This is a genomic window from Wenzhouxiangella marina (assembly GCF_001187785.1).
In the GTDB taxonomy this organism is placed as follows: domain Bacteria; phylum Pseudomonadota; class Gammaproteobacteria; order Xanthomonadales; family Wenzhouxiangellaceae; genus Wenzhouxiangella; species Wenzhouxiangella marina.
Genome location: NZ_CP012154.1, coordinates 821,089 through 843,219 on the forward strand (window position 1 = coordinate 821,089; position 22,131 = coordinate 843,219).

General features: G+C 60.7%; 19 protein-coding genes. 7 read left to right on the forward strand and 12 right to left on the reverse strand.

The genetic code is table 11. The features are described from left to right. Positions 1 to 3: 3 nt before the first annotated feature. From WM2015_RS15740 to WM2015_RS15745, 4 genes are all read right to left on the reverse strand, one after another. Positions 4 to 618, reverse strand: coding sequence for a hypothetical protein (locus tag WM2015_RS15740; RefSeq protein WP_156200800.1), 615 nt, complete (start codon positions 616 to 618; stop codon positions 4 to 6). Between the two features lie 369 nt (positions 619 to 987). Continuing rightward, entirely contained in the window at positions 988 to 2,148 is a 1,161-nt protein-coding gene (locus tag WM2015_RS03525) for a PD-(D/E)XK nuclease domain-containing protein (protein ID WP_049724746.1), read from the reverse strand. Further along, positions 2,136 to 4,328: an argonaute/piwi family protein gene (locus WM2015_RS03530; protein ID WP_049724747.1), complete on the reverse strand. Its 2,193-nt coding sequence runs from the start codon at positions 4,326 to 4,328 to the stop codon at positions 2,136 to 2,138. Before WM2015_RS03530 ends, WM2015_RS03525 begins: the two co-directional genes overlap by 13 nt. A gap of 130 nt (positions 4,329 to 4,458) precedes the next feature. Next, on the reverse strand, positions 4,459 to 4,695 hold the full coding sequence (locus WM2015_RS15745) for a hypothetical protein (protein ID WP_156200802.1): 237 nt from the start codon (positions 4,693 to 4,695) through the stop codon (positions 4,459 to 4,461). 1,196 nt (positions 4,696 to 5,891) lie between these two features. On the opposite strand from WM2015_RS15745, the gene WM2015_RS03540 reads away from it, so the two are divergent. Together WM2015_RS03540 and WM2015_RS03545 are read left to right on the forward strand one after the other, a co-directional pair. Then, on the forward strand, positions 5,892 to 6,149 hold the full coding sequence (locus tag WM2015_RS03540; protein ID WP_169751084.1) for a hypothetical protein: 258 nt from the start codon (positions 5,892 to 5,894) through the stop codon (positions 6,147 to 6,149). A 77-nt stretch (positions 6,150 to 6,226) separates the two neighbouring features. Continuing rightward, on the forward strand, positions 6,227 to 7,303 hold the full coding sequence (locus WM2015_RS03545; RefSeq protein WP_049724750.1) for a hypothetical protein: 1,077 nt from the start codon (positions 6,227 to 6,229) through the stop codon (positions 7,301 to 7,303). A 194-nt stretch (positions 7,304 to 7,497) separates the two neighbouring features. On the opposite strand, the gene WM2015_RS03550 is transcribed toward WM2015_RS03545, so the two are convergent. Next, positions 7,498 to 8,118 (reverse strand): hypothetical protein, encoded by a 621-nt coding sequence (locus WM2015_RS03550; RefSeq protein ID WP_156200804.1) that lies wholly within the window; start codon positions 8,116 to 8,118, stop codon positions 7,498 to 7,500. Positions 8,119 to 8,500: 382 nt separating this feature from the next. On the opposite strand from WM2015_RS03550, the gene WM2015_RS03555 reads away from it, so the two are divergent. Next, a complete protein-coding gene (locus WM2015_RS03555) occupies positions 8,501 to 9,904 on the forward strand; it encodes a serine hydrolase domain-containing protein (protein ID WP_169751085.1) in 1,404 nt (467 codons plus the stop codon). Between the two features lie 498 nt (positions 9,905 to 10,402). Here the strand turns inward: WM2015_RS03555 and WM2015_RS03560 are convergent, their stop codons facing one another. From WM2015_RS03560 to WM2015_RS03585, 6 genes are all read right to left on the reverse strand, one after another. Then, the gene (locus tag WM2015_RS03560; protein ID WP_049724753.1) at positions 10,403 to 10,696 is read right to left on the reverse strand and encodes a hypothetical protein; all 294 of its coding nucleotides are present in this window, start codon (positions 10,694 to 10,696) and stop codon (positions 10,403 to 10,405) included. A gap of 268 nt (positions 10,697 to 10,964) precedes the next feature. Continuing rightward, on the reverse strand, positions 10,965 to 12,962 hold the full coding sequence (locus WM2015_RS03565) for a M3 family metallopeptidase (protein ID WP_169751086.1): 1,998 nt from the start codon (positions 12,960 to 12,962) through the stop codon (positions 10,965 to 10,967). A 200-nt stretch (positions 12,963 to 13,162) separates the two neighbouring features. Further along, entirely contained in the window at positions 13,163 to 14,356 is a 1,194-nt protein-coding gene (locus WM2015_RS16330) for a collagen-like domain-containing protein (protein WP_049724755.1), read from the reverse strand. Positions 14,357 to 14,697: 341 nt separating this feature from the next. Then, a complete protein-coding gene (locus WM2015_RS03575) occupies positions 14,698 to 14,973 on the reverse strand; it encodes a hypothetical protein (RefSeq protein WP_156200808.1) in 276 nt (91 codons plus the stop codon). A gap of 429 nt (positions 14,974 to 15,402) precedes the next feature. Further along, complete coding sequence (locus WM2015_RS03580; RefSeq protein ID WP_049724757.1) at positions 15,403 to 16,080, reverse strand: hypothetical protein; 678 nt, start codon at positions 16,078 to 16,080, stop codon at positions 15,403 to 15,405. Between the two features lie 119 nt (positions 16,081 to 16,199). Continuing rightward, on the reverse strand, positions 16,200 to 16,739 hold the full coding sequence (locus WM2015_RS03585; protein ID WP_049724758.1) for a SixA phosphatase family protein: 540 nt from the start codon (positions 16,737 to 16,739) through the stop codon (positions 16,200 to 16,202). 166 nt (positions 16,740 to 16,905) lie between these two features. Between WM2015_RS03585 and WM2015_RS03590 the strand changes: the two genes are divergently transcribed. From WM2015_RS03590 to WM2015_RS03605, 4 genes are all read left to right on the forward strand, one after another. Further along, a complete protein-coding gene (locus WM2015_RS03590) occupies positions 16,906 to 17,259 on the forward strand; it encodes a carboxymuconolactone decarboxylase family protein (RefSeq protein WP_049724759.1) in 354 nt (117 codons plus the stop codon). Beyond that, positions 17,256 to 17,798: a DsrE family protein gene (locus WM2015_RS03595; RefSeq protein WP_049724760.1), complete on the forward strand. Its 543-nt coding sequence runs from the start codon at positions 17,256 to 17,258 to the stop codon at positions 17,796 to 17,798. Before WM2015_RS03590 ends, WM2015_RS03595 begins: the two co-directional genes overlap by 4 nt. Positions 17,799 to 17,951: 153 nt before the next feature. Beyond that, complete coding sequence (locus tag WM2015_RS03600) at positions 17,952 to 18,320, forward strand: hypothetical protein (protein ID WP_049724761.1); 369 nt, start codon at positions 17,952 to 17,954, stop codon at positions 18,318 to 18,320. 256 nt (positions 18,321 to 18,576) lie between these two features. Then, positions 18,577 to 19,704 carry an alkaline phosphatase D family protein gene (locus tag WM2015_RS03605; protein WP_049724762.1) on the forward strand — a complete coding sequence of 376 codons (1,128 nt, stop codon included), beginning with the start codon at positions 18,577 to 18,579 and terminating at the stop codon, positions 19,702 to 19,704. Positions 19,705 to 19,727: 23 nt separating this feature from the next. Here the strand turns inward: WM2015_RS03605 and WM2015_RS03610 are convergent, their stop codons facing one another. Continuing rightward, the gene (locus tag WM2015_RS03610; RefSeq protein ID WP_049724763.1) at positions 19,728 to 21,956 is read right to left on the reverse strand and encodes a putative bifunctional diguanylate cyclase/phosphodiesterase; all 2,229 of its coding nucleotides are present in this window, start codon (positions 21,954 to 21,956) and stop codon (positions 19,728 to 19,730) included. Positions 21,957 to 22,131: the final 175 nt, after the last annotated feature.

The window sequence follows — 22,131 nt, forward strand, 5'->3', positions numbered from 1 at the left end:
CTGTTAGGCTAAAGATTGCATGTCGGTTTCAAACGACTCAAATTCCCTCCAATTGAGAGTTCGCACAACATTAAATGCAAGATTACTGGTGTTGTAATGAGTAAATTCATCGCCAAAATCGATGGCGAGTTGATCAAAGCAGTCTATAACCGGTTGTCTTGGGTTACCTTCTTCCCAGTGCAATGACTGGTTCCTGCCTTGCCAGATTATGTTTTTAAGAGACTGCGATCCTACCCCTCTTCCATTTGGACAAGGCTGCAACCCGGCGTGCACGATAGAAATACCTTGTTTGGCATATTGCAGAACGCTTGCTGACATAGCGCTTCTAGAGAATTCTCGCACCTGAATTCTTTGATTCAGATCGTTTACATTTGTTGCAACCTCATGCCGTTCCTTATCAGGACCAAAATATGTAGCCCAATGGATCCCAACTCCCATCATTACGTCATCTGGGTCCTCATCATATTGAAATGCCTGCGCGCGCCGATAGCCACTTTCAGTTTCGGCAGTTAGCTGGTCCAATTGCCGGCGAAGTATTTCTAATTCTCCGACATCGGCCCAAATGGTAGCAAGGGCCGCTTCGACGGCGTACTTTATTTCGTTGGTGTAGTTAGTCATATTCATGGCGTTACTGGCCTAACACCGCTGATCAAGGGCGAGGTTATCGTGGCACAGCTTTTGCGTTCTTTGCAAAAAGTGTGATACGGCATTTTTTCCCACTGGAACGCCCTGTTAGGCTGACGAAGAACACGATTCATAACGCTGTTACCCATATCTCAACAATTTCAGCATTCTTACGTCGTTTGATACCTTTTCGAACTATTGATATGCGCTGAGCAATCCGGCCAACGTAAGGGCAACGACGAAAATGCAGATAGTTTTCGCTTGGTTACCTCCAGCCACTAGCCCGCTGTCAGAAGTTCCAAGAACGAGGATATTGCTGCCGAAGTTGGGATGCATTGAATCGCAGAATATTTCGTACTACGGTCAGCCATCCATTGTTGATGGCGCACTAACCACTACACAGCCGTTGATCCCTTTGATCTTCAAAACACCTTCCTTAAACTTGGAATGCTCCTGTGTGGCGCGCGTGCAATCCCATAGGACGATGACAATCAGTGCGTCCATGTATTTCTCGTCTGCACGATAAAGGGACGCATCCTCAGCGATCTCTCCAACGAGCGCCTGGAAGGACTTCTTCACGTTCTTGCGGTACTTGACCTCGATGATCGTCTGCAGCGAAGGCAGGTAGAGATCAATTCGAGGATTCTTCTGTCCAACAGGCTGAAGATTCACTTCATCGGCAATGTCGTTAAAAATCGGAGCGAGCAGTACATAGAGAAGGTTCTGGACGTGGTATTCGTTCACAACAGGCCACTTAACTGGCTCCGCGCCTTTCGTCCTAGCAGCCTCCTCCCATGTCCACCGTTTTAAGCCAACGGGAATATGGTCAAGGAACCCCAGAAGGTCGCTGAGGCTCCAGCCTTTGGGAGGCACCACGGCCACATCCTGGTTGACTTGATCAAAAACGTACACCATTAGGCTCAAAAAGGCTGTCGGCGCATTTTTCTGCGCTTGCGCTCGGAACTCTCCCATAAAACGGTCAATAAGCGAAAGCCGCTCTTGATGATCGCCAATCCGCAAATTATTCTGGTAATGGAGGAAGAGTGGCACACATGCGCTCGTATAAGTGTTGGGTTCGTCACTGCTAATATACAGTGCGATGTCCTTTTCGAAGGTGTTGAGATTGTCGCTGCTCACCTGCTGCGAAAGGAATCCTGATATCCAGTACTTAAACTCTCGGGTGATGCGGTCATCATTGATTTTGTCAACAAGCCATTTCACGGCCATGACGCCAAATACGTCGGATACCCATGGGCGTGGCGTGGCGTCGATTTTGGCAGCTTGCCCGAGAAGCCGCGAAACATCCTGACTCGAAACGACCTCATCCACAACATCGAGGCCCGCGATCGCGCACCGCTGATACAAGGGAAGCGACGCAAAATCGAAGGACGGAACGCTTCCTTTCATCAAGCCCAAGAAATGTAGGAAACAAGATTTGAAAGGGTCGATGTGAGCCCCTTCAATAACCGTATTAAAGAGGTGATCACGCAGTTGGTAGGTATTCTCCGTCTCTACAGGAACCATTGAGAATGACCTATCTTCCCGATCATCACAGAGTCACTCCAACCAGGGATCTGGTTCAGCCAACCAAGATTCCGAGCGATCAGATCAGAGTAGCTGATTGTCACAGGAAGAGGGTTGGGAAAGTAACTACGCCAAGAATGTGACGCGAAGCTATGCACCTGCGCGCTTAAATATTTGATGTCCGTGAACGTCGAGGCCTTATGCACATCAAGAATCAATCCGCGTGGGTGGCCGTCAGTGTCGTTACGCAACTCTCGCTGACCTATCAAGTATACGAGTATTTCATGTTTGGAGAGTTTAAAGGTCTTTCCTCTCTGGGGTGCGAGCCTTCCCTTCCTCTCGCCAGCCGAAGTGGAGTCGAACATATGCAGGCTGTGATTCTCTGAGATTTTCAGGAATGTATACTCAACCTGGTATTCCCGGTATTTTTCTATGACAGCCTGGACAGCAGCGATTTCATCCTTGCTGAACTTCTTGACCTGCGCGTGGAAAACTAGACGAATCGTATCGCCTTTCTGCCAGTTCATGCGTTTCTGAATTTTACCAATGGTTTCATCGAGAACGGAAGTCAAAGCCTCGCAGTAGGCTTCCGGCACAACCGCCTTCGAAGTGTTAGAGACAATATAGCTGCCATCACCAGAGAAAACGGTGGTAATTCCCATAATTCTTTGGTTTTCAAACCCGCGTTTCTGTCCAATATTCGCGCTACCGATTCCTATCACAAGTTCGTGGGAAAGGGTCGGAGAGGATTTTAGAAGCCACGGGATGCCGCCCATCTTTGCGTAGCAGGCTAATGCCATATTGTTAAGAGAATATCCGAGTGAGTAATCGGACTGTTCTAAAAGTTCTATCGTGAAATCCTGTACAGGGATCTGGTGCAAGAAAAATAAGCTTTTACCCCAATAGTAAGGATTTTCATTGACGTTGAGCTTTTTAAAAGATTGTCGAACCTGAACGAGCGCTAGATCCCACCGCCCGCCGTCATCGGCTTTTTGTCGGATTGCAGCCTCGATAGCATTCTTGTATGCATCCACACTGTCGTTGGTGGTCGTGAACACATCGATGTGGCTGGTTCCGAGTGTGAACTTTCCTTCCAGGCCATTGCTAAAATACTTACTTCGAGAAATACCTTTTAAGAGCTTTCGTACAAACTGCTCGACACGCCCCTTGTCCTGCTGGGCGCAGATCACGCAGATTGAGGGGTCGTTCCTGTCGAAGGTTCGCTTTGTGTAGGGACCGTATTGAGTCAGGCCTTTCTCAGCCCAACTGGCCTCGCCATTGTCGTTGAAAACAAAAACCGGTTTTTGCAGTTGTCCGCACTGGCTCTCAATATCCGGTGGCTCCATGATCTTAATCGGCGTCCCGTCAATCAGCGAAATATCTCTCGACTGAAAGTAATTTTTAAGTGCGTCGATGCGGGCCTTCTTATTCTTCCCGCTGTTGAATTTTGAGATAGCTTGCCGAATGCATTCGACGATCACGTCTTTTTTATTGCCATGCGTATGCAGGATGTAATCCTCGAAATTGACTCGGCTGGCCTCGAGGTACAGTTCTTTCGCATTGACCTGCATTACCTGATTGTCAGGTCGCGTGACAGTGAGCACCTCACCGTTACATCCGCTCACTGCCCCGAGGAACCTACGGTATCCGTCGTCTTGCTCATTTACAACATAACGCCCCATAAGATCAAATCCGGCGTTCAGGAAGTAAAGACCGCTTTCTCTGAGCACCCGTCGCGTTGTGCAATCAATGACAAGGCACGGCTGCCCTTTAATAATGCGTGTATCGATTGTGTACCTGGCGCAAATTCTAAACGGATAAGCATTGCCAAGAATAGGTACCAGAAGATTGTCTTCCGGCTTTTCACTCACCAGTTCAATGGGCGCAAAGCCTATGGGATTGCGGCCCAGTCCGACAAGATGCCTTGTCAGACCATCCTTTACAAGCGAGCAGAAGATACCGAAATTATTCTTGAACGTTATCGTGCGTGACGTCCCGGATATGGGAAAGTCTCCAGTCTCTGAAAAGATCAGGACATTGTCTCCCTGGCGACGAAAAAAATGCGTTGATCGATAGTGCCGGCGAAAACTATTCAGCGTCTCGTTGGCATAGGGAATCTGGAGAGCCGCAAGCTCCGTGTCAGGGATACTAAGTGGAAATGCGTTCAGGAAGATTGCCAAAACTCGATCCCTTCTTTGGTCAATGCTCGCGCCCTCTTTCTTGTGCGTCCAACGTTCTAGCTGAACGGCGCACGCAGCGCGTCCGGTGGAGGCCCGCAGGGCCGGAGTGTTTTGAGCGGCTTGTTATACGTCAAAGTGGGAGCGAGTGGCCAGTAGCTGGCAGGTCAGGATCTACCCAAACAACAGTGCTTGAACCCTTTAACACTGGCAATCGAACAACATACTCTGGGTGACCGGTGGGGCAGAAATCGATCCATTCGATTTTATCTGCATTTGTTAAGTCACGCCACAAATCAGCACCGACTTTTATTCCTTTCGGGCGTGTAGTGGATTTCGACAAGTCTTTTTCTAGATCAGCGATGCTCATTTTTTTCTCCTCAATAGGGTGGCGTATAACTAGGCGAGAGTTGTCGGGAAATTTTCGCTTTAGCGACCAGTTCCGCTCAACGTCGCACCGAAGTTCGCACTAGAGCGCTGTCCGCTGGGCTGCGCGAGTTGACTTGCTGCGAGAGCAAAACTGGAATTTTTCCTCATAACACTACCAAGCCACCAACTAATCGCATAATGGCAGACACAAGCGGCTGTCGTCAAATCGCTAAGACGCAAGACGAGGACCAAGACGAGGACATCCAGCATCCAGTGGGCTGACGACCAGTCGGTGCTTGGCCGGAGGGATCAGGGGCTCTCACAAGCGGAATTCTTGGTTTTTCGGTAAAGGCGCTGCTTTTCCCCGAGTTTTTCAGCCTTCATCCACGCCAAGCAGCCAGCATGCGCTGGCTGTTCTGAACCTGGGGAAGTGTCTACTACTCGGTCTGCTGCCGCATCAGAATCCGGGCTCGCTCCCTGCTGACGCCCTTCATCCACGCATTGCGGCATTCCGCATCCGCTTCTTCCGCGTGCCGCGGAAACCGCAGATGCTTCATTGCCTATGCTGCTGTCCCATTTTAGAGGCCTTGGCCATCAGGGCCTCGGCTGACCCGATGGCCCGCAAGTATCGATTCTCTGTGCCCTGAACCCGTCGCAGCCATTGCTTAGGATGTTTAGCCAATGACCAGATGATGTCCGGCGGGCTTTCCTGGGTTGGAGCTTTCGAGTTTGCCGCGCTCGAGCGAAAACAACAAGCGCGCCTTTCTCGCCCGCTGTTTGACTACTCCGATTCCGGTTGTCGCTGCCCGTTCTGCCCGAACAAGTGGATCTTCCTATCCTCGCCTTCGCCGGTAAAAGTGGCGATAACGCCGGATTCATGGGCGAACCTCAGTTCACCGCCTTCGATGGGTGTCAGGACGAGGGGTAGCCGATTGCCTGCCACCAAGAAGAGGACAGCCATGGACTCGCGGCGAGAATGGCCTCGGCCAAGGACTCTACTGACGATTCCATGGCCCGCCTGACCGATTTCCCCCGCAAATCGCGCTAACCCTGGTGAGTCCGGCTGTTTCCGGGCGTTACTGAGTCCATCGGGGAGTAGTCATGGTCAATGGTTTGCGCGTCGCGGTTGCTGTTGCGCTGCTGATCTGCAGTCTGGGTCTTCAGGCGCAGGGGGTGTCCGACAACGAGCTTGGAGCCGTGTCATCGACTGGGCTGTTGCCGGCTGGCGGTGAGTTCCGCCTGCGTCGCGCCACCCTCGATGGTGGGGGCGGGCAGGCGAGCGGTGGCCAGTTCGTGCTGCGCGGGACGATCGGGCAGCACGACGCGGGGCGTGGCGAGGGCGTCGATGTTCGCCTCCGCAGCGGCTTCTGGACCACGCCGGGTCTGCTTGAAGACCGCCTGTTCCGGGATCGCTTCGAGGCGATCGAGCCCCGGCTCGGTCAGTTCACGCCGTGATTCTGCCCACGCTCAGCGGCCCCCAGTCCCGCCTTTCCCCTTTCTTTTCCTGCCAGTCCTGTTTCGGAGGGCTTTCCATGCGCATTCTCAACGCTTTCTTTCTGCTGTGCGTCAGCGCCAGCCTGTCGGCGCAGACCCTGACGCCGGCCATCACCTATCAGGGCGAGCTGGAGTTTGCCGGGGCGCCGGCGCAGGGGGCTTTTGATTTTGAGTTTCTGCTCTTCGATGCCGCCAGCGACGGCAACCTCGTGGCCTGGGTGCCGATGGACGATGTGCTGGTCCAGGCCGGCCTGTTCAGCGTCGAGCTGGACTTCGGCCCCGGCGTCTTCATCGGCGAGGACCGCTGGCTGCAGCTGGGCGTGCGCGCCGGGGACAGCATGGAGGAGACCTATACGCCGCTGCTGCCGAGGCAGCGACTGACGCCGGCACCCTTTGCACTCCACGCCCAGCGCGTGGCCGTGAACGCGGTCGGCTCGGCGGAGATCATCGATGGCTCGATCGCCGCCGCCGATCTCGGGAGCGGTGTCGTCGGGACCGCTGCGATCAACGCCTCGGAAGTGCAGCGGCGGGTGGTCGGGGCCTGCCCGGCGGGAACGGCCATGGTCAGCGTGGCGGAAAACGGGCAGGTGACTTGTGCGTTTCTCACCAACGGCGACGTAACCGGCATCGTGACCCAGCCGGACTCCGGTCTGGTCGGGGGCTGTGAGGCGGGCGACTGCGAGCTGGCCGTGGACTCCACGGTGCTCAACGGCCCCGATCCCGTGGGCAGCAGTTCGAGCTGGACCGTCTACGGTGCCGGGGAAGCCTGGCGCAGTCTGCAGAGCGTGACCATCACCTCCGGCAGTCAGCCCGGCGCCGTCGTGCTGTTCGGAACGGGCCATGCGTTCTGCCAGAGCTCCTGTCCGGCGGGGGTGCTGATCGGCTGCCAGCTTGGCTGGGTGCGCGAGGGTCAGGCGGAACCGGCCAATTCCTCCACCAGCGGGGCCTTCATCAGCCAGGCCGGCGGAATGCTGAATGGCAGTTCCATGACCAATATCGAAGAGATGGCGATGCCCGCTGACACCACGGAGACCTTCACCCTGGTCGGCCGTGGAACGGGCGGCGGCTGCCAGTTCATGGACGTCAATGCGGCCGGCATCTTCCAGCCGAATTGAATGGAATGGATTCAAGCGTGACCTGAAACTCCGTGGGGTATCGGACGGTGACACAGAAAGTCACGCCGGGGCTATTGAAGGCATGGGTGCATGTCGGGCTGCCGTTGTCCGCATGAGGGTCGAGGTCCGGGCAGCCCGAAGTCTCGGAGAGTGAACGCCAAGACCTCGCCATCACCTTTCGGGTGAACCGCTGTTTATCGAAAGAATGCTTCCAGTTCGGGCGGAATGATGGGGAGCGCGACGTCTGCAGATTCAGCATTGAAGTCCGAATATTTGGCACTCAGAAGCTCGAAGTCTCGTTCTTGCATGTTTTCGAGTTCGAAATACCCACCGGCCGCTGTCTTGGTTCCCAGAAGGCTCCGACCCCATGTCACATTCCCCATGAATTGCCCGAGGTAGCTTGTCCGACCTTCGGAGATCGTGAAAGGAATGGAAAATGGTTCCTCGTTGTAGAAGCGCTGTATCACGGGGCCACCGGTGAATTCATAATTCACACGGAAGATTTCGTAGTCTCCTGGTGGAAGCGGCATCCAAAAGACGGAGCCTTGGATGGTTTCGGTTTCGAAGTCAACGGGGGTTTTCCAGACATCATTTTGAACGAAAGCAATGCGAAATGCCTCGCCTGACTCCTGACTCTGGATCCAGATGTACTGGCTTTGAAACGGTGAGCGCTCCTCTCCGGCATGAACTTTCCCGATCGAGCCGGCGACGAATCCCGCTCCAATGCTTGATACGGACTCAAGAGCACCTTCACCCTTGATGACCGGAATGGTCCCTCCGCAGCCCACTAAGGTCATCAGTAGGATCAGTGCCAAGAGATGTCGTGCCTTTTCAAAGCTTCTCATTTCGCCCCCACAGCGCAGTTGATGATCGTGCAAAGGGTAATCGAATTCATGAAAAAGCGGAACCGGAACGGAACCGGGACATCCATCAAGGCTCGGCCCGGTCCGCTGTATTCTGAGGCTGCGCTGCACGGAGCCAGGGTGACGTGTCCGATTGGTCCGGTCTCTGAGCCGGGCTTCCTGAGGGCTCGCGTGACCCCATCTTGATCTCGCCATGTTTGCTGGTAGGCTTGAGGGCGCTGATCCCGGCCGGGGGGTGCGGTTCGCCATGGTGATCGCCAGTGCCCGCATCGGCTCGTGCGCACGTCGTCTGCTGGAGCCCGTCCAGTGGTTGCTTTTTTCAGAAGGGGGATTGATGAACAAGCAAGGTCTACTGGCGACCGCGCTGTGCGCGAGTCTCATCGTATTGACGCCAACGGCAACGGATGCGAGCTGCAACGTGCTGCAGTTCGACCGCTTCGAGCCCGTGGTGGCGGAGGACATCTCCCGTGCCCTGACTGAAGTGCGCTCGGAGCATGGCTTGCCCGCCGTCGGGGCCGTGCTGGTGGATTCGAACGGCGTCATTGCCTACGGGGCCGACGGCCTTCGCCTGTCCGACGGCAGTGCTGAAGTGGATCTCGACGAACTCTGGCACCTCGGCTCCAACACGAAGGCCATGACGGCGACCCTCTACGCGACCTTCGTGCGCGATGGGGAATTGAGTTTCGACGATCCCCTGCCGTCCTTCTTTCCCGAGATCGCAGCGCTACCCGTCTGGCAGTCCGTGACCATTCGCCATCTCCTGCGTCATCAGGGCGGCGTGGTGCCGAATCTGCCCCAGATGCCCGGTTCCGATCCCGCCGATGTCATGGCCTTCCGCGCCCAGTGGGCGGAAGACGTCCTGACCGCCGAGCCGGCTTCAGCCGTCGGCAGCGTGTCCTACTCGAATGTCGGCATCGTGCTGGTCGGGGCGGCCATGGAAGCGCATACGGGCCAGCCCTGGGAGGCGCTGATGAGCCAGCGTCTGTTCGGCCCGCTCGGGATGAATCAATGCGGCTTCGGCCCGCCGCCGCACCCGGGCAATGCGCAGGGGCATGGTCAGGACGGGACGCCACTCCCGGGCGCGGACAACACCCCCATGCTCGGCCCCGCGGGTACGGTCCACTGCAGCCTGGAGAGTTGGGGCCGTTATCTGTCCGCCAATCTTGCCGGGCCCAAAGGCGAGTCTCCCCTGCTCGGGGCCTCATTGTGGAACGAGCTGCACGATAGCGCTTCCGGTGCTGCCATGGGTTGGTTCAGTAGCGGCTGGTACAACCGCCCGGGCATCTGGCATAACGGCAGCAATGGCATGTGGTATTCGCAGGCCTGGATCATCCCCGGCACGGACCGCGTCTATGGCGTGGCCACCAATATCGCCAACGGAAATGGCGCCAATGCAGCGGCCATCCGGCTGACCGAAGCCACGTCGGTGCCGCTCGGTGCAAATGAACCCTATGCCTTCGGCGGTTGCAGCGACGGCAATGAAGAGCAGATGTATTGCCTGAACCTGGACGCGGAAAGCGCGATTGACCTGTCGATCTCCCATGAGCCCTTTGGAGGGCTGCTCATCCTCGAACACTACAACGAAGACGGGACGGGCCTCGGCCAGACCGTGGGCAATGATAGCGGCGTGTCGCTGAACACCACCCTGCCGGCCGGGCGATACGTGTTCCGGGTCGTGCCGAACAACTTCATGCCGGCCTGCCCTCCTTACGAGGTTCTGGTGACCACGCCGCCATGATCCGGTCACAGGGCCCTCGCGCTTGATCGATGGGCAATCGCCTGCCTGGCTCTCCTTCGTGTGCCCTATTGCGCTGATCTCGGCGATTCCGCCCGCGCGAAGGCTCTACTTCAAGCGAAACCCGCTATAGGGGCGCGGGCCCAGGTGCTCGTTGTCAGGTCAGCGGCAAGCCACTGCCTCCATTCCGCCATATCGGGACCGACAGAATTCGGAATTTCCGAAACACGCTTTCCTGGCGTAAGAAATCCGCTCGGCGCTCGTCTCCCCTTTACCACCCACAGGAGACGACAATGTCGCTACCTCGCATATTCATTACCCTCCCATGGACCCAGGGGGCGGGATGGCGCCCTGGATCGAGCAACTGGCACAGGCCGAGCCCTTGCCGCCGGACGCGCTCGATGATGCGGGGCGCGCCGATCGCCCGCTACGAGCCCCGCGGACCCCTGGCGCTTCAGCCTCGAGGTGTGGATGGTCTGGGATGGGGTATATCGAAACCTATCAGGAACGAAGCTTCGACAGGGACCATAGCGAGCCCAGTGTGGCAGCGATCCATGCCACGGTGCTGAAAACCAGCAGGGATGCAAAGACTCCGGCGGAATCATTACTGAGCGACTCGCTCACGAAGCCCACCAGGCCGATCATGAGTAAGGGCAATGAGATCAGGCCCAGGATGGCCGATGCAAAGCCGATCCTCGAGGAATCGGACCGGTCGAATCGAAGCTTGAACAGTGCGGTGGGAAAGACTGTGCAGCTGAGCAGAACAATCAGAAAGACAGGTCCAAGCGGGTTCATTGAAGGCATCCTTCTGGCTAGCTTTGAATGGATTGAAATGGATCCGGCCCCGGCATGACCCCGAATCGCCTGGGGAAAAGGTTCAGTCGCTGGCCTCTTCGAAGCGATCCCCGAAGATGACGATGAAGGGATAGAACTCCGAATCATCCTCTGTATCGAAGCAATCGGACGGCCGGAAAAACAGGATAGCCTGGATTTTCTGGCCGGGTTCGCTGGGCCTGGGCAGGCGACGCGGCGGGTCCCTGCGATGGTCATGGCATGCGTCAGACTATTCACCCCGGAGCCAGTGGCGCCAGGCTTCCGCATTGAACGGGCGGCCGAGGAATCGCTCGATCAGCACCGCACTCGGCGCCGTCCCTGTCGCCGCGAGGATGTCTTCGAAGTAGCGGCGGCCCATGACCGGGTCCAGCCGGTCGTTTTCATCGAAGGCCGTGAGCAGATCCTGGGCGATGACCTCGGACCACAGGTAGGTGTAGTAATTCGAAGAGTAGCCGTAGAGGTGCTGGACCGAGCTTGCCGGGTGCAGCCATTCGGGTGCCTGGATGGGCAGGTAGTGGGCGACGCGGCCCTCCACGTCGGCGGTTGCAACCTGGTCCGGTGGTGTCAGGTGCAGGTCCAGCGCAAGGGCGGCCAGCCACAGGTTCTGACGGGCCATGCCGGCGCGACCGAAGGCGTCGGCCTCACGATAGGCAGCCACCAGCTCCCGGGGAATCACCGCGCCGGTTTCATGATGTCGGGCGAAGCGTGACAGGACATCGTAGTCACGCGCCCAGGCTTCGAGCAGCTGCGACGGTGCCTCGACGAAGTCGGCCTCGAAGTCCGCGGCCACGTCGACTCGGCCTCCCGCCATCATGTGAATGAGATGGCCGAACTCGTGGAAGAAGGTGGCGACCTGCCCCATGTCGAGCAGGCCTGGATCGCCCGGGCTGCCGCCGGGGAAATTGCAGACCAGGGCCGCTTCCGGCACCTCGCCACCACCCATTCTCAGGGGAAAAGCAGCGAAGTGGCCGAACTTGCCCTCGCGCGGGTGCATGTCCAGGGTGAAGCGGCCGACCAGCCGTTCATCGTCCCAGACTTCATAGGTTTCGGTCGCATCGGCCCAGGTGGCTGCGCCCGGCGATCGCCGGAACTCGAGGCGAAACATTTCTCCGTAGGCTTCGAGGATCCCGTCGCGGACGGCAGCGTAGGGAAAGTAGGGTCGCATGGACAGCGCGTCGTAGGCATGGTCCTCCTGCTGCATCCGGAAGGTCCAGTGCTGCTGGTCGAAGAAGGGAATCGAGTCGGCATCCGGCTCATGACGTCGACGGTAGGCCAGCAGCGCGTCGAGTTCCCGCATCGCGGTTGCCTCGGAAGCGTCGGCGACCTCTTCGATGAAGGCGGCAACGCGCTCGGGCGAAGCCGCCATCTTCGAGCTCAGGCTGTAGTCTGCCCATGAGCGGAAGCCCAGCAGCGTCGCCAGCTCGTGGCGAAGTGCGCGTATCGAATCGATCACGGGAACGTTTGCCGGGTAGCCGCGCTGCAGCAAAGCGCGCGCGAACTGCTCGCGCACATCGGCGCGCTCGGCAAAGATGATGGCAGGGCCGGCGATGTCCGGTGTTGCCGCGATGATCAGATTGCCGTCCGTGTCCGTGGGGCTGGCAGCGAGTGCCGCCGAAAGATCCGGGGGCAGTCCAGCGAGGGCATCGGCAGAAACGGTGACGGAGCGGTTATCGTTGCGGATGTTCTCCTCGAACCGAGCGCCCAGCTCGGCGATGCGCGCTCTCAGTTCCCTGGCCCGGTTGCGGCCCTCCTCGTCGAGCTCGATCCCGTCACGGCGAAATCGTTGCAGCTCATGCTCGAGCACATAGCGAAGCTGGTCGGACAAAGGCTCCGTATCGATCGCGGCAAGCGCGTCGTAGAGACCACGGTCCAGGGCCAGCGCACTCCAGCGCTCGGCCAGCTCGGCGTCCCGGCCGCGGGCATACTCGCGAAACGAGGCCTCGGGATGGGTATTGAGGGCGAGATGGGTCATCTGCTTCGCCTTGCCGAGTTCATGCCTTGCGCGCTTGTAGGGCAGCAGCGTGTTGTCGGCCGAACGGGGCCCTTCCAGGGCGCGGATGTCGGCGAGCAGTTGTTCGGCGTCGGCCAGGTGGGCGTCGATACGATGGCCCAGGGATGTCGTGTCCGTGATGCCCTGCCACACAGGGCCTGGATCGGAGAAGGGTAACGCCAGGCTCGGGACAAGCAGGAGGAGTAGCGAAAAGGCAGCGCGTAGCGAAGTTCTCATGGCGATGACGGTCCGATGAAGTCTACCGAGTATACGCACCCGATCCGGACGCGACATTTCCGGGCGTCTTGCTGAACGAGGAGCCAAGCGAGGCTGGCCAGGATTTCCTGGAGCGCAGATGGGGTGGATAAGGTGGCCGGCGGGGCCGGACACCTGGCGGCCGGATGGGCCGCCAGGTGGGTTCAGTCGTCTGGTCCGAATCAGTTCGGGTTCAGGAGCACCTGGAGCGGGGCGGCCGGCAGGTTGAAGCCGGTCGTGGCCGCATTGTTGACGGCAATGGGGACGGTCAGGTTCGGGTTGGTGTTCGGGTTGCAGGCCCCGGTGGCCGGCACGAAGACGGAGGCGGGCGTCACGGTCGAGGGCAAGGCGGTGGGCGAGCTGCTGTAGATGACGCCGCCGGCTTCGAAGATCTGGCCGATGCCGATGGACGAGGTCGAGCTTGGGCTGACCAGGACGCTGGGCGTGCCCGTGCAACCCGCGCCGGACCACAGGAGGATGCCCTGGGCGAGCTGGTTGGCTCTGATCTCGAAGGTGTAGCCCTGACTGGTCAGGAACGAGTGTCCGCGCCCGTTGTAACCCAGGTAATCGAAGTCCAGCGTAGGGTCGTTGATCGGGGTGCCCTGGATCGACACGCTGAAGTTCTGTCCGGAGGGGCCGGTCGGTCCGATGGGCCCCACGGGGCCAGTCGGTCCCGGCGCGCCCGCAGGACCGGTCGCACCGATGGCGCCTGCCGGTCCCGTCGGGCCGATGGGACCGATCGGTCCTGGGGCGCCTGCCGGCCCGGTGGCGCCGATCGGCCCGGGTGGTCCCTGGTTACCCTGCGGTCCGATGGGTCCGGTGGGTCCCGCAGGGCCCGTCGCGCCATCGGCGCCTGCGGGTCCGGTGGCACCGATCGCTCCCGTGGGCCCAGTGGCTCCGATGGGCCCCTGAGCGCCTGCGGGTCCCGTGGCTCCCATGGCTCCGGTCGGGCCGGTAGGGCCTGGCGGGCCAGCGTTGCCCTGGGGTCCGGTTGCGCCGGCTGGACCCGTGGCGCCGACCGCACCGACCGGGCCCGGATCGCCCTGGGCGCCCGTCGGTCCCGGCGGCCCGGCGGGGCCGGTCGGGCCCGTCGGACCGATCGCGGCGGCGGCCGTGCATGGCCCGAGGATGCCTGTAGCGGCCTCGAAGCACAGCACCGAGGTCTGCTCCGGGTCGCCAGCGATGCCCGGCAACACCAGCGTCCCGTCGTCGTTGACCTGCAGGAAGACCGAGTTGCCAGCGGAATCCTCAACCCGAACGGTGCCGCCCGGCGGCGCCTGAATGACGACGTCGGAGCTCTGCGCCAGTACGGATGCGCTCATCAGCGCGGTACTGATGGCAAGAGTGAGTGGCGCCAAGCCACGAAGCTTGTTCATTGCAGGCATTCCTTTTGGATGGATGGTGTGGAAGTGCTCAGTCCAGGGCCTCCCAGATACGGAGGATGCGACGTGCGGATCGTCGATGGCGAAAAGGTGATCGGTGAGCGCAAGATCGGTCGATTCGGGATCCCTGCGCTGAGCGCAGGATCCTCGACAAGTCCCCATACAGACCAGGATCGAGGCTAGCGCAGTTTCACCTGCCGAACAAGTCTGCGCCATCGAAATGGGGCGTGGTTCCTTGGCAAGGGCGCTTCGGGCTCTCCAGTCGAAGGCCAGATGATGCCGGGGCGGGTGGACAGCTCGAGCGATCCGATCATTGTCGAGCTTTGCCGGCGAGCTTACGGAATGGTCCGGGTAAACAGGCAAGTGATGGCGAAACGAAGGCCGATAAACCCATCCAGAATGGCCCGCACGGTCCCTGGCGGCACATCGGTCAGCTTTTCAGTAGTGAAACAGGCCTGTGAAATGAGGCCCGCCAGGCCGAACACCGCAAAGAACAGTGAGTAGCTGTTCCCACCGAGGAGCAAGAAGATGGCGACTGCAAGGGTGAGGATCGCCGTATTGAACGCATTGATGACCCGGGCGATCGATTTGCATTGTTGCGTGGAGCTCATTGGCCTTTCTCCAGTCATCTTGAGTCCCTCGTTCATAGCTGTATGACTGCATCCGGGAAGGGATTGCCAGGAGTTCGGTGCCGTGCCGGATGACTTCGTTTGGCTTCAAGCCAGAGCGGTCGTCGGACCGCGGTCCCTGGCTTCACGGTCAGTCCGGAGAATCTCCGGCATTCCAGCATGGCGCCAGCAACCCACGGACCCATGATCGCAGACACAAGAGGCTGTAGTCAAACACTGGCTTTTTGACGGGGCCTGGCGGCGTTTGGCGAGGCCAGGGCAGGCGTGATCGCCCGTCGCCGTGCCAAACGCTGCGCTCACGCCTTTGGCGCTTTTCGCACGTGATGTTGCTTGTCGGGCTTTTCGCCTTGGCAAGAGGCGGTTGGTCGCGGGCCGTTTCACCGGTCTTGAATCAACCTCTGCGGCATGGACTCAGTCGGACGGCCCTTCGAAGCGATCTCCGAAGATGACGATGAAGGGATAGAACTCCGAATCATCCTCTGAATCGAAGCAGTCGAAGTCATCGAGGTCGAAGAAGCCGTCGCCGTCATTGTCGAGGCCGTCGCTGCACTGGGTGTGGCGCTCGGTGTTGTCGAGTGCATCGATGCAGTCGAAGTCATCGAGGTCGAAGAAGCCATCGTTATCGTTGTCCAGGCCGTCCGCGCATTGGGTCGGTCCCTCGAGGTCGTCTTCGGCATCGGTGCAGTCGAAGTCGTCCAGGTCGAAAAAGCCATCGTTGTCGTTGTCCAGTCCATCGCTGCACTGGGTGGCCCGCTCCGTGTCGTCCTCGGCATTGACGCAGTCGAAGTCATCGAGATCGAAGAAGCCGTCGTTGTCGTTGTCCAGGCCGTCGTCGCACTCGGGCGGACGCTCGGAATTGTCGGTCGGTCCACTGCAGTCGAAGTCGTCCAGATCGATGAAGCCGTCGGCATCATTGTCGAAGCCGTCGCTGCATTCGGGGGTGGCCAGGGCCGTGTGGCTTAGGGCAAGGAGGAGGCAGAGCACGAAGGGGTGCACAGCCCTGAACAGTTTCGCGCCGGCGGTGCGCTGCTGGGGAGCTTCGATCTTCCCTGAGGCACCGGAGTCTGCTGCGTTGTGATGGACGTCCATACGGGCCGCGCTCCTTGGTTCTCCCTCGGGGAGTATACCCGGCGCTGGTCCGACGGCCGGAGGGGGTGACGAAGGCCCATCCAGACGGGCGTCCTTCTGGCGCCGGTGACCGATGCCCGCTAAAGCCCCTGCGACTTCGCCGAGGGCAGGTCCTTGGGGCGGACGAAGCGCAGCAGTCGTCCGCTGTCGGACTGGCGATCGGTCATCGACGAAAGGCTCAGTTCGAATTCGGCCAGCGCGCCCGTGGGGAGCTTCGTCTGCAGTCGATCGACCGCTGCCGGCTCGCCCTCGCCACAGAGGGCGCGGGCAAGATCGTGCATTCCGGGGTTGTGTCCGACCAGCAGGATGCGAGCGTCGTCGTCACCAGCCGCTTCCTCCAGAGCGATGGCCAGGATGTCCATCGCGTCGGCGTGGTAGAGGTCGCGACGGCTGGCCAGTTCGATCCGAGGATCGAAGGCGGCCTGGAACAGGCGGGCCGTGGTCCAGGCGCGGGCGGCGGTGGAGCTGACGATGCGATCGACGCGGAGGTCCGTGCCGGCGAAGTAGGCGCCCATCGCGGGGGCGGCCCGTTCGCCGCGCGGGGCCAGGGGGCGATCGTGGTCGCGAAGCCCCGGCGTGTCCCAGGCAGATTTCGCGTGTCTGAGCAGGAGTAGTCGCATGGTTGACGCTCGCTGGTTGGGATCGACGTGCTGGCTTCGGTCACTCTAGTCCCGGGTCCGTGGTCTGGACAAGTCCCCGACGGGCCGCTCCCGACATCAGACTTGCGCATCGTCCTGAGCTAAGCTGTGCCCCCCAGATTCCATTGCCGCACTACCGGAGTTCCCCATGAGCAACCGCGTCCAGCAGTTCACCGAATACCGCCGCAAGATGAACGAGCGCCTTCTGGCCGAGGACAACCGCGTGATCAAGCGCATGTTCTCCCTTGATTCCCTGACCTACAGCGGCGAGGGTGCCCTCGATCACAAGAGCAAGGAGCTGATGGGCCTGGTGGCCTCGCTGGTGCTGCGCTGCGACGACTGCGTCAGCTATCACATTGCCCAGAGCGTCGAGGCCGGCGCCAGCCGCGAGGAGATCATGGAGACGATGAGCATCGGCCTGGTGGTCGGCGGAACCATCGTGATTCCGCATCTGCGCCGGGCGACCGAGTTCCTGGACGAAGTCACCGGAGCCGAGGCATGAGTCGGGCAGCATTCCTGCTGCTGCTGACGCTGCCCGTCGCCGCCCTCTCGCAGTCCCTGCCGGAGAGCTTCACCACCGGCCCGGCGATTGCCGATCACGGCCCGGTCGCGCCGCAGCCCGACGACGCCTTCAACCTCGTGCCGGGTGAGACCTATCGCATCCTGTTCGACGTGGCCAGCGGCTCGGCCGACACGCACGTGCTGAATCGCCGCCTCGAATCGGTCGCCCGTTTCGTCAACCTGCATGCCCGCGCCGGCATCGATCCCGAAGACCTGCAGATCGAGGTCGTCACCCACGGCGGCACCCTGTTCGACGTCCTGTCCCGCGAGGCCTATCGCGAGCGCTTCGGCGTCGAGCATCCGAACGCCGATCTCCTCGAGGCCTTGATGGAAGCCGGCGTGACGATCTACCTCTGCGGACAGAGCGCGTCGGCGCGCGGCGTCAGCGCCGAGGAACTCGCGCCGGGCGTGAAGCTCGCGCACTCGGCGATGACGGTGCTGGTGCGGCGTCAGTCCGAGGGCTGGGCACTCCTGCCCTGAGCATCCACTTGCGCCGCAGCCATGTCGAGAAAAGGCAGCTTTTCAATTCGTTGGCCGGTGACACACATCTTGACAGTGTGGGGCGCTAGAGTGGATCCACGCTCGAGCTTTCGGGCGCATCCGTCTTGAACGACACGATGTGGAGGAGCTGCGATGAACCCTACTCGAATCACTCTGGTGGCCGGCCTGTTCCTGCTGGCCCTTTCGGCCTGTGCGACCGATCGCCACAACAATCCGCCCGGACCGCGAGGCGGCCCCGGCGCCAGTCCGGATCGGATCACCATCGTCGTTCGCGGCGCGCCGGTCGTGTTCGTTCGACGATCGGGCCGCTACTACTTCCACCCCGAGCACGGCTTCTTTCATTCGGATTACGGGTGGTGGAACCAGTCACGGCGCTGCTGGGTCGACCGCGACGACAATCCACCCGGTCGACGCGGCGGGCGCGGCACGAACTGGGAGAACCCGCCCGGTCTGCGCGGTGGCCCCGGTGCCTCTCCGGATCGCTACGGGCGCTGCCGCTAGGGTCCTTCGAGGGCGTCAACCGGACTCGAAGCGGTCCTCGAAGATCTGGTTCTCGGGCGCTTGGTGATCGGCGCTGCAGGAGGCGCTGCAGGAGGCGCTCGCGCCGCCGAGATTGCTCCTGTCATGGAGAACGGGCTAGGATCGGGTCTCGGCATCGCCGTTTCCCGAATCCCGCTTCCGTATCCAGCTCGAGGGGAGAGCGTTCATGTTTCGACCGAGGTCATGGTCAAGGTCCATTCCCGTTCTTGTCGTCTGCATGCTTCTGGCGGCCTGCGCCAGTGCGCCGCGCGATCGAGGCAACGCGCCTGATCACGCGAACTCCGCCGCTGAGGCCCTGAAGGCCTACTTCGCCTGGGCGGATCGCTCCGACTGGCCGCGGGTGCCCGCCGCCTTGCCGTGGCCGAAGGAGCGGGCTCTGACGCGCATCGCCGTGGCGTCCTGTCGGGGGCAGGACGAGCCGGCGCCGATTCTCGACGTGCTGCGGGCTCGCGACCCCGATCTGTTCCTTTATATCGGCGACAACGTCTACGGCGACGTCTGGTCCCTGTCGCCCGACATGGAGGAGTTGATGAGAGCCTATGCCGAGCTGTCCGAACAGCGCGACTTCCAGCGAGTGGCGGCCGCGGTGCCGATCATGGCCACCTGGGATGACCATGACTACGGCATGAACGACGGCGGCCGGACCTACTACGGCAAGTACGGCAGCGAGGCGATCTTCGAGACCTACTGGGGGATGGAGGACCATCCGGTCGCCGACCGCGATGGCGTCTACTACTCGGAGACCTTCGGCCCCGAGGGACAGCGGGTCCAGATCATCATGCTGGACACGCGCTTCTTCAGAACCGACCTGACCCGCTCACCGAACCGCGGCGCGGCCGGCATGGAGCGCTACGTGCCTTCCGATGCGCCGGATCAGGACATGCTGGGTCCCGAGCAATGGGCCTGGCTGGAAGCCGAACTTCGCAAGCCCGCCGATCTGCGCCTGCTGGTATCGAGCGTGCAGGTGCTGGCCGACGTCCACGGCTGGGAAGCCTGGAAGCAGCTGCCGAGATCCCAGGCGCGGCTCTACGAGATCATCGAGACCAGCGGTGCAAATGGAGTGATCCTGGTGTCCGGCGATCGACACCTGTCGGCTCTCTATCGACAGGGTGGGATCACGGACTACCCGCTCTACGAACTCACGGCCTCGTCCCTGAACCGGGTCGTGCGCGACGAGAACGATGAAATGAGCAGCAACCAGCTGGGTCCGGCCTACGCGCGGGAGAATTTCGGCGAAATCACCATCGACTGGTCAGCGCGCCAGGTCAGCCTCACCGTGCACGACATGGAAGGCGATGCGGTGCTGGAGCAATCGATCCCCTTTGCCGATATCAGCCTGGAGTAGGGTCGAAACAGACCCTCTGCTACCTAGCCCCGCAGCCTCAGCCAGACCTCGAAATCGGCCGCCGGCAATGGCCGGCAATAGTGGAAGCCCTGGGCCTGGTCGCAGTTCATCGCTTTCAGGGCCTCGAGCGTGGCCGCGTCCTCGACGCCTTCGGCTACGGCCTGGAGGCCGAAGCTGTGGGACAGATCGATGACCGAACGGACCAGGGTCGCGTCCGATTCGTCCCGCAACAGATCCTGGACGAAGCTCTTGTCGATCTTGAGCACGTGCACCGGAAGGCGCTTGAGGTAACTCATCGAGGAATAGCCGGTACCGAAATCGTCGACGGCGATCGAGACGCCGTAGGCCCGCATGGCCTCGAGGGACTCCAGCGCGCGAACCGGGTCGACGATCAGGGCGCTCTCGGTGATCTCGATCTCCAGCCGGGATGCTGGAACATCGTGATCGAGCAGCATCGCGTTGAGATCGTCGGCAAAGCGATGGTCGACGAGGTTGCGCGCCGAGACGTTGACGCTGATGTTCATGTCGATGCCCTGGTCCAGCCAGACTTTCAGCTGGGCGAGCGCGGTTCGCAGCACCCAGCGGGTCAACTGGTGGATCAGGTTGTTGAGCTCGGCGCTGACGATGAACTCATCGGGTGGAATCATGCCGTGTTCGGGATGCTGCCAGCGCAACAGGGCCTCGCAGTGCGTGCATCGGTCATCGGATAGATCGACCCGCGGATGGTAGTGCAGGCTCAGGCCGTTGCGCTCGATGGCCTCGACCAGGTCCGACATCAGGGTCAGGTGCCGCTTGTCCTTCTGATCGAGCTCGGGGTCGAAGAGGGCGTAGCCGGCGGCCTTACGCTTGGCCCGGTACAGGGCGACATCGGCGCAGCGCAGCAGGGCATGGCCATCGGTGCCGTGCAGAGGCGAAAGCGAGATGCCGATGCTCGTGTCCACGTGCAGGTCGATGTCGCGCCCCGAGAACGGCCGGTCGAATTCCTCGAGCAATCGCTCGGTCAGTTCGATGGCTTCGTCTTCGCTGCCGATGTTCGCGAGGATGACGAACTCATCGCCGCCCAGACGATAGACTTTGCAGGCATGACGATCGGCGAAGCGTCGCAGCCGATGGCCGACGATGATGAGCATTTCGTCGCCGAAATCATGGCCCAGGGTGTCGTTGACTTCCTTGAACCGGTTCAGGTCCAGCAGGTAGACGGCCTGGTGAATCGCGACCGGAGAGTCGAATTCGATGCGAGCCGAGGCATCACGGTGGTAGCTGTCGCGATTGGGCAGGCCGGTCAGGGAATCGTGCAGGGCCCGGTACTCGAGGGCGGCCTTCGATTCCTCGAGTTCGATTTCGGCCTGCTTGCGCGCCGAGATGTCGCGAACGATGCCCATCACGCACCAGTCGGTTCCCCTGGGCGTCCGGCTCAGGGTCACCTCGCTGTCGAACTCCTTGCCGGAAAAGGTGCGGTGGCGCCATTCGAAACGTTGCACCTTGCCCGTCAGCGCGCTTTGCACGTAGCGCCGGGCGAGATCCCGGGACGGCGTGCCGTCGGGCTGCTGCTCGGGGGAGATGGCGGCGGGGCCAGCGCCCAGCAGCTGTTCTCGCGTGCACTCGTACATGGTTTCGGCGGCCGGGTTGCAGTCGATGAACACGCCGTTCGAGACGATGAAGATGCTGTCGGCTGAATGATCGAACAATGACCGATAGTGGCTTTCCCGCTCGCGCAGCTGCTCGAGGATCATCATCTGGTCGATCAGTTCGGCCAGGGAGCTGACGAAGACCTTCTCGCTGCGGCTCCATTCGCGCGACTCGCCCACCGACTCGACGCACAGCACGCCGCGCAGCTGGCCTTCGAAGCGCAGGGTCGCGTCGAGCATGGAGCGAATGTCCAGCTGGCGAAGGTAGTCTTCCGCCAGTTCGCTGGTGCGCGGGTCCGCGCAGGCATCTTCGGCATCGATCAGCCGCTCGCCGACCAGGGCCTTGAAGTAACGTGGGATGTCCTGCTCTCGGAGCACGGCCCCGCGCTCGAAGGCGCCGCTGCGTCGATCGTAGAGCACCGCGCAGCTCAGGCGCCCGCTGGCCTGATCGAAGGTCCAGACGCTGACTCGTGCGACGTCCAGGCTCTCCGAGCAGCTGGTGACGATCAGCTTCAGGGATTCATCCAGGCTGGACGCGAAGATCCGCTGGTCCTTCGTCAGGCCCACATAGACCTGATCGAGGTTCCTGGCGCTGCGCGGATGGATGGAAGAGGCCGACGGCATGGAATTTAGGACCCTTGGGCTTTGGCCAGTCTAGCAGAATCGAGGCGGGCCCCGAGGGCCGAGCCGGGCAGCCTTTGCAGGCTTGTTGCTTTCGGCATTTGCGCGCATACTTGCAGGAATCGCCGGATTCCAGGCGAAACCGCGCTCAGCGCCAATGAACAAGGGAGGATCGACC

Coding starts and splice junctions, on each gene's coding strand:
- WM2015_RS03565 (WP_169751086.1), bottom strand. CDS start 12,962: ATGAGAACTTCGCTACGCGCTGCCTTTTCGCTACTCCTCCTGCTTGTC.
- WM2015_RS03525 (WP_049724746.1), bottom strand. CDS start 2,148: ATGGTTCCTGTAGAGACGGAGAATACCTACCAACTGCGTGATCACCTC.
- WM2015_RS03580 (WP_049724757.1), bottom strand. CDS start 16,080: ATGGACGTCCATCACAACGCAGCAGACTCCGGTGCCTCAGGGAAGATC.
- WM2015_RS03610 (WP_049724763.1), bottom strand. CDS start 21,956: ATGCCGTCGGCCTCTTCCATCCATCCGCGCAGCGCCAGGAACCTCGAT.
- WM2015_RS03585 (WP_049724758.1), bottom strand. CDS start 16,739: ATGCGACTACTCCTGCTCAGACACGCGAAATCTGCCTGGGACACGCCG.
- WM2015_RS03595 (WP_049724760.1), top strand. CDS start 17,256: ATGAGTCGGGCAGCATTCCTGCTGCTGCTGACGCTGCCCGTCGCCGCC.
- WM2015_RS15745 (WP_156200802.1), bottom strand. CDS start 4,695: ATGAGCATCGCTGATCTAGAAAAAGACTTGTCGAAATCCACTACACGC.
- WM2015_RS03600 (WP_049724761.1), top strand. CDS start 17,952: ATGAACCCTACTCGAATCACTCTGGTGGCCGGCCTGTTCCTGCTGGCC.
- WM2015_RS03555 (WP_169751085.1), top strand. CDS start 8,501: ATGAACAAGCAAGGTCTACTGGCGACCGCGCTGTGCGCGAGTCTCATC.
- WM2015_RS03560 (WP_049724753.1), bottom strand. CDS start 10,696: ATGAACCCGCTTGGACCTGTCTTTCTGATTGTTCTGCTCAGCTGCACA.
- WM2015_RS03575 (WP_156200808.1), bottom strand. CDS start 14,973: ATGAGCTCCACGCAACAATGCAAATCGATCGCCCGGGTCATCAATGCG.
- WM2015_RS03545 (WP_049724750.1), top strand. CDS start 6,227: ATGCGCATTCTCAACGCTTTCTTTCTGCTGTGCGTCAGCGCCAGCCTG.
- WM2015_RS15740 (WP_156200800.1), bottom strand. CDS start 618: ATGACTAACTACACCAACGAAATAAAGTACGCCGTCGAAGCGGCCCTT.
- WM2015_RS16330 (WP_049724755.1), bottom strand. CDS start 14,356: ATGAACAAGCTTCGTGGCTTGGCGCCACTCACTCTTGCCATCAGTACC.
- WM2015_RS03605 (WP_049724762.1), top strand. CDS start 18,577: ATGCTTCTGGCGGCCTGCGCCAGTGCGCCGCGCGATCGAGGCAACGCG.
- WM2015_RS03590 (WP_049724759.1), top strand. CDS start 16,906: ATGAGCAACCGCGTCCAGCAGTTCACCGAATACCGCCGCAAGATGAAC.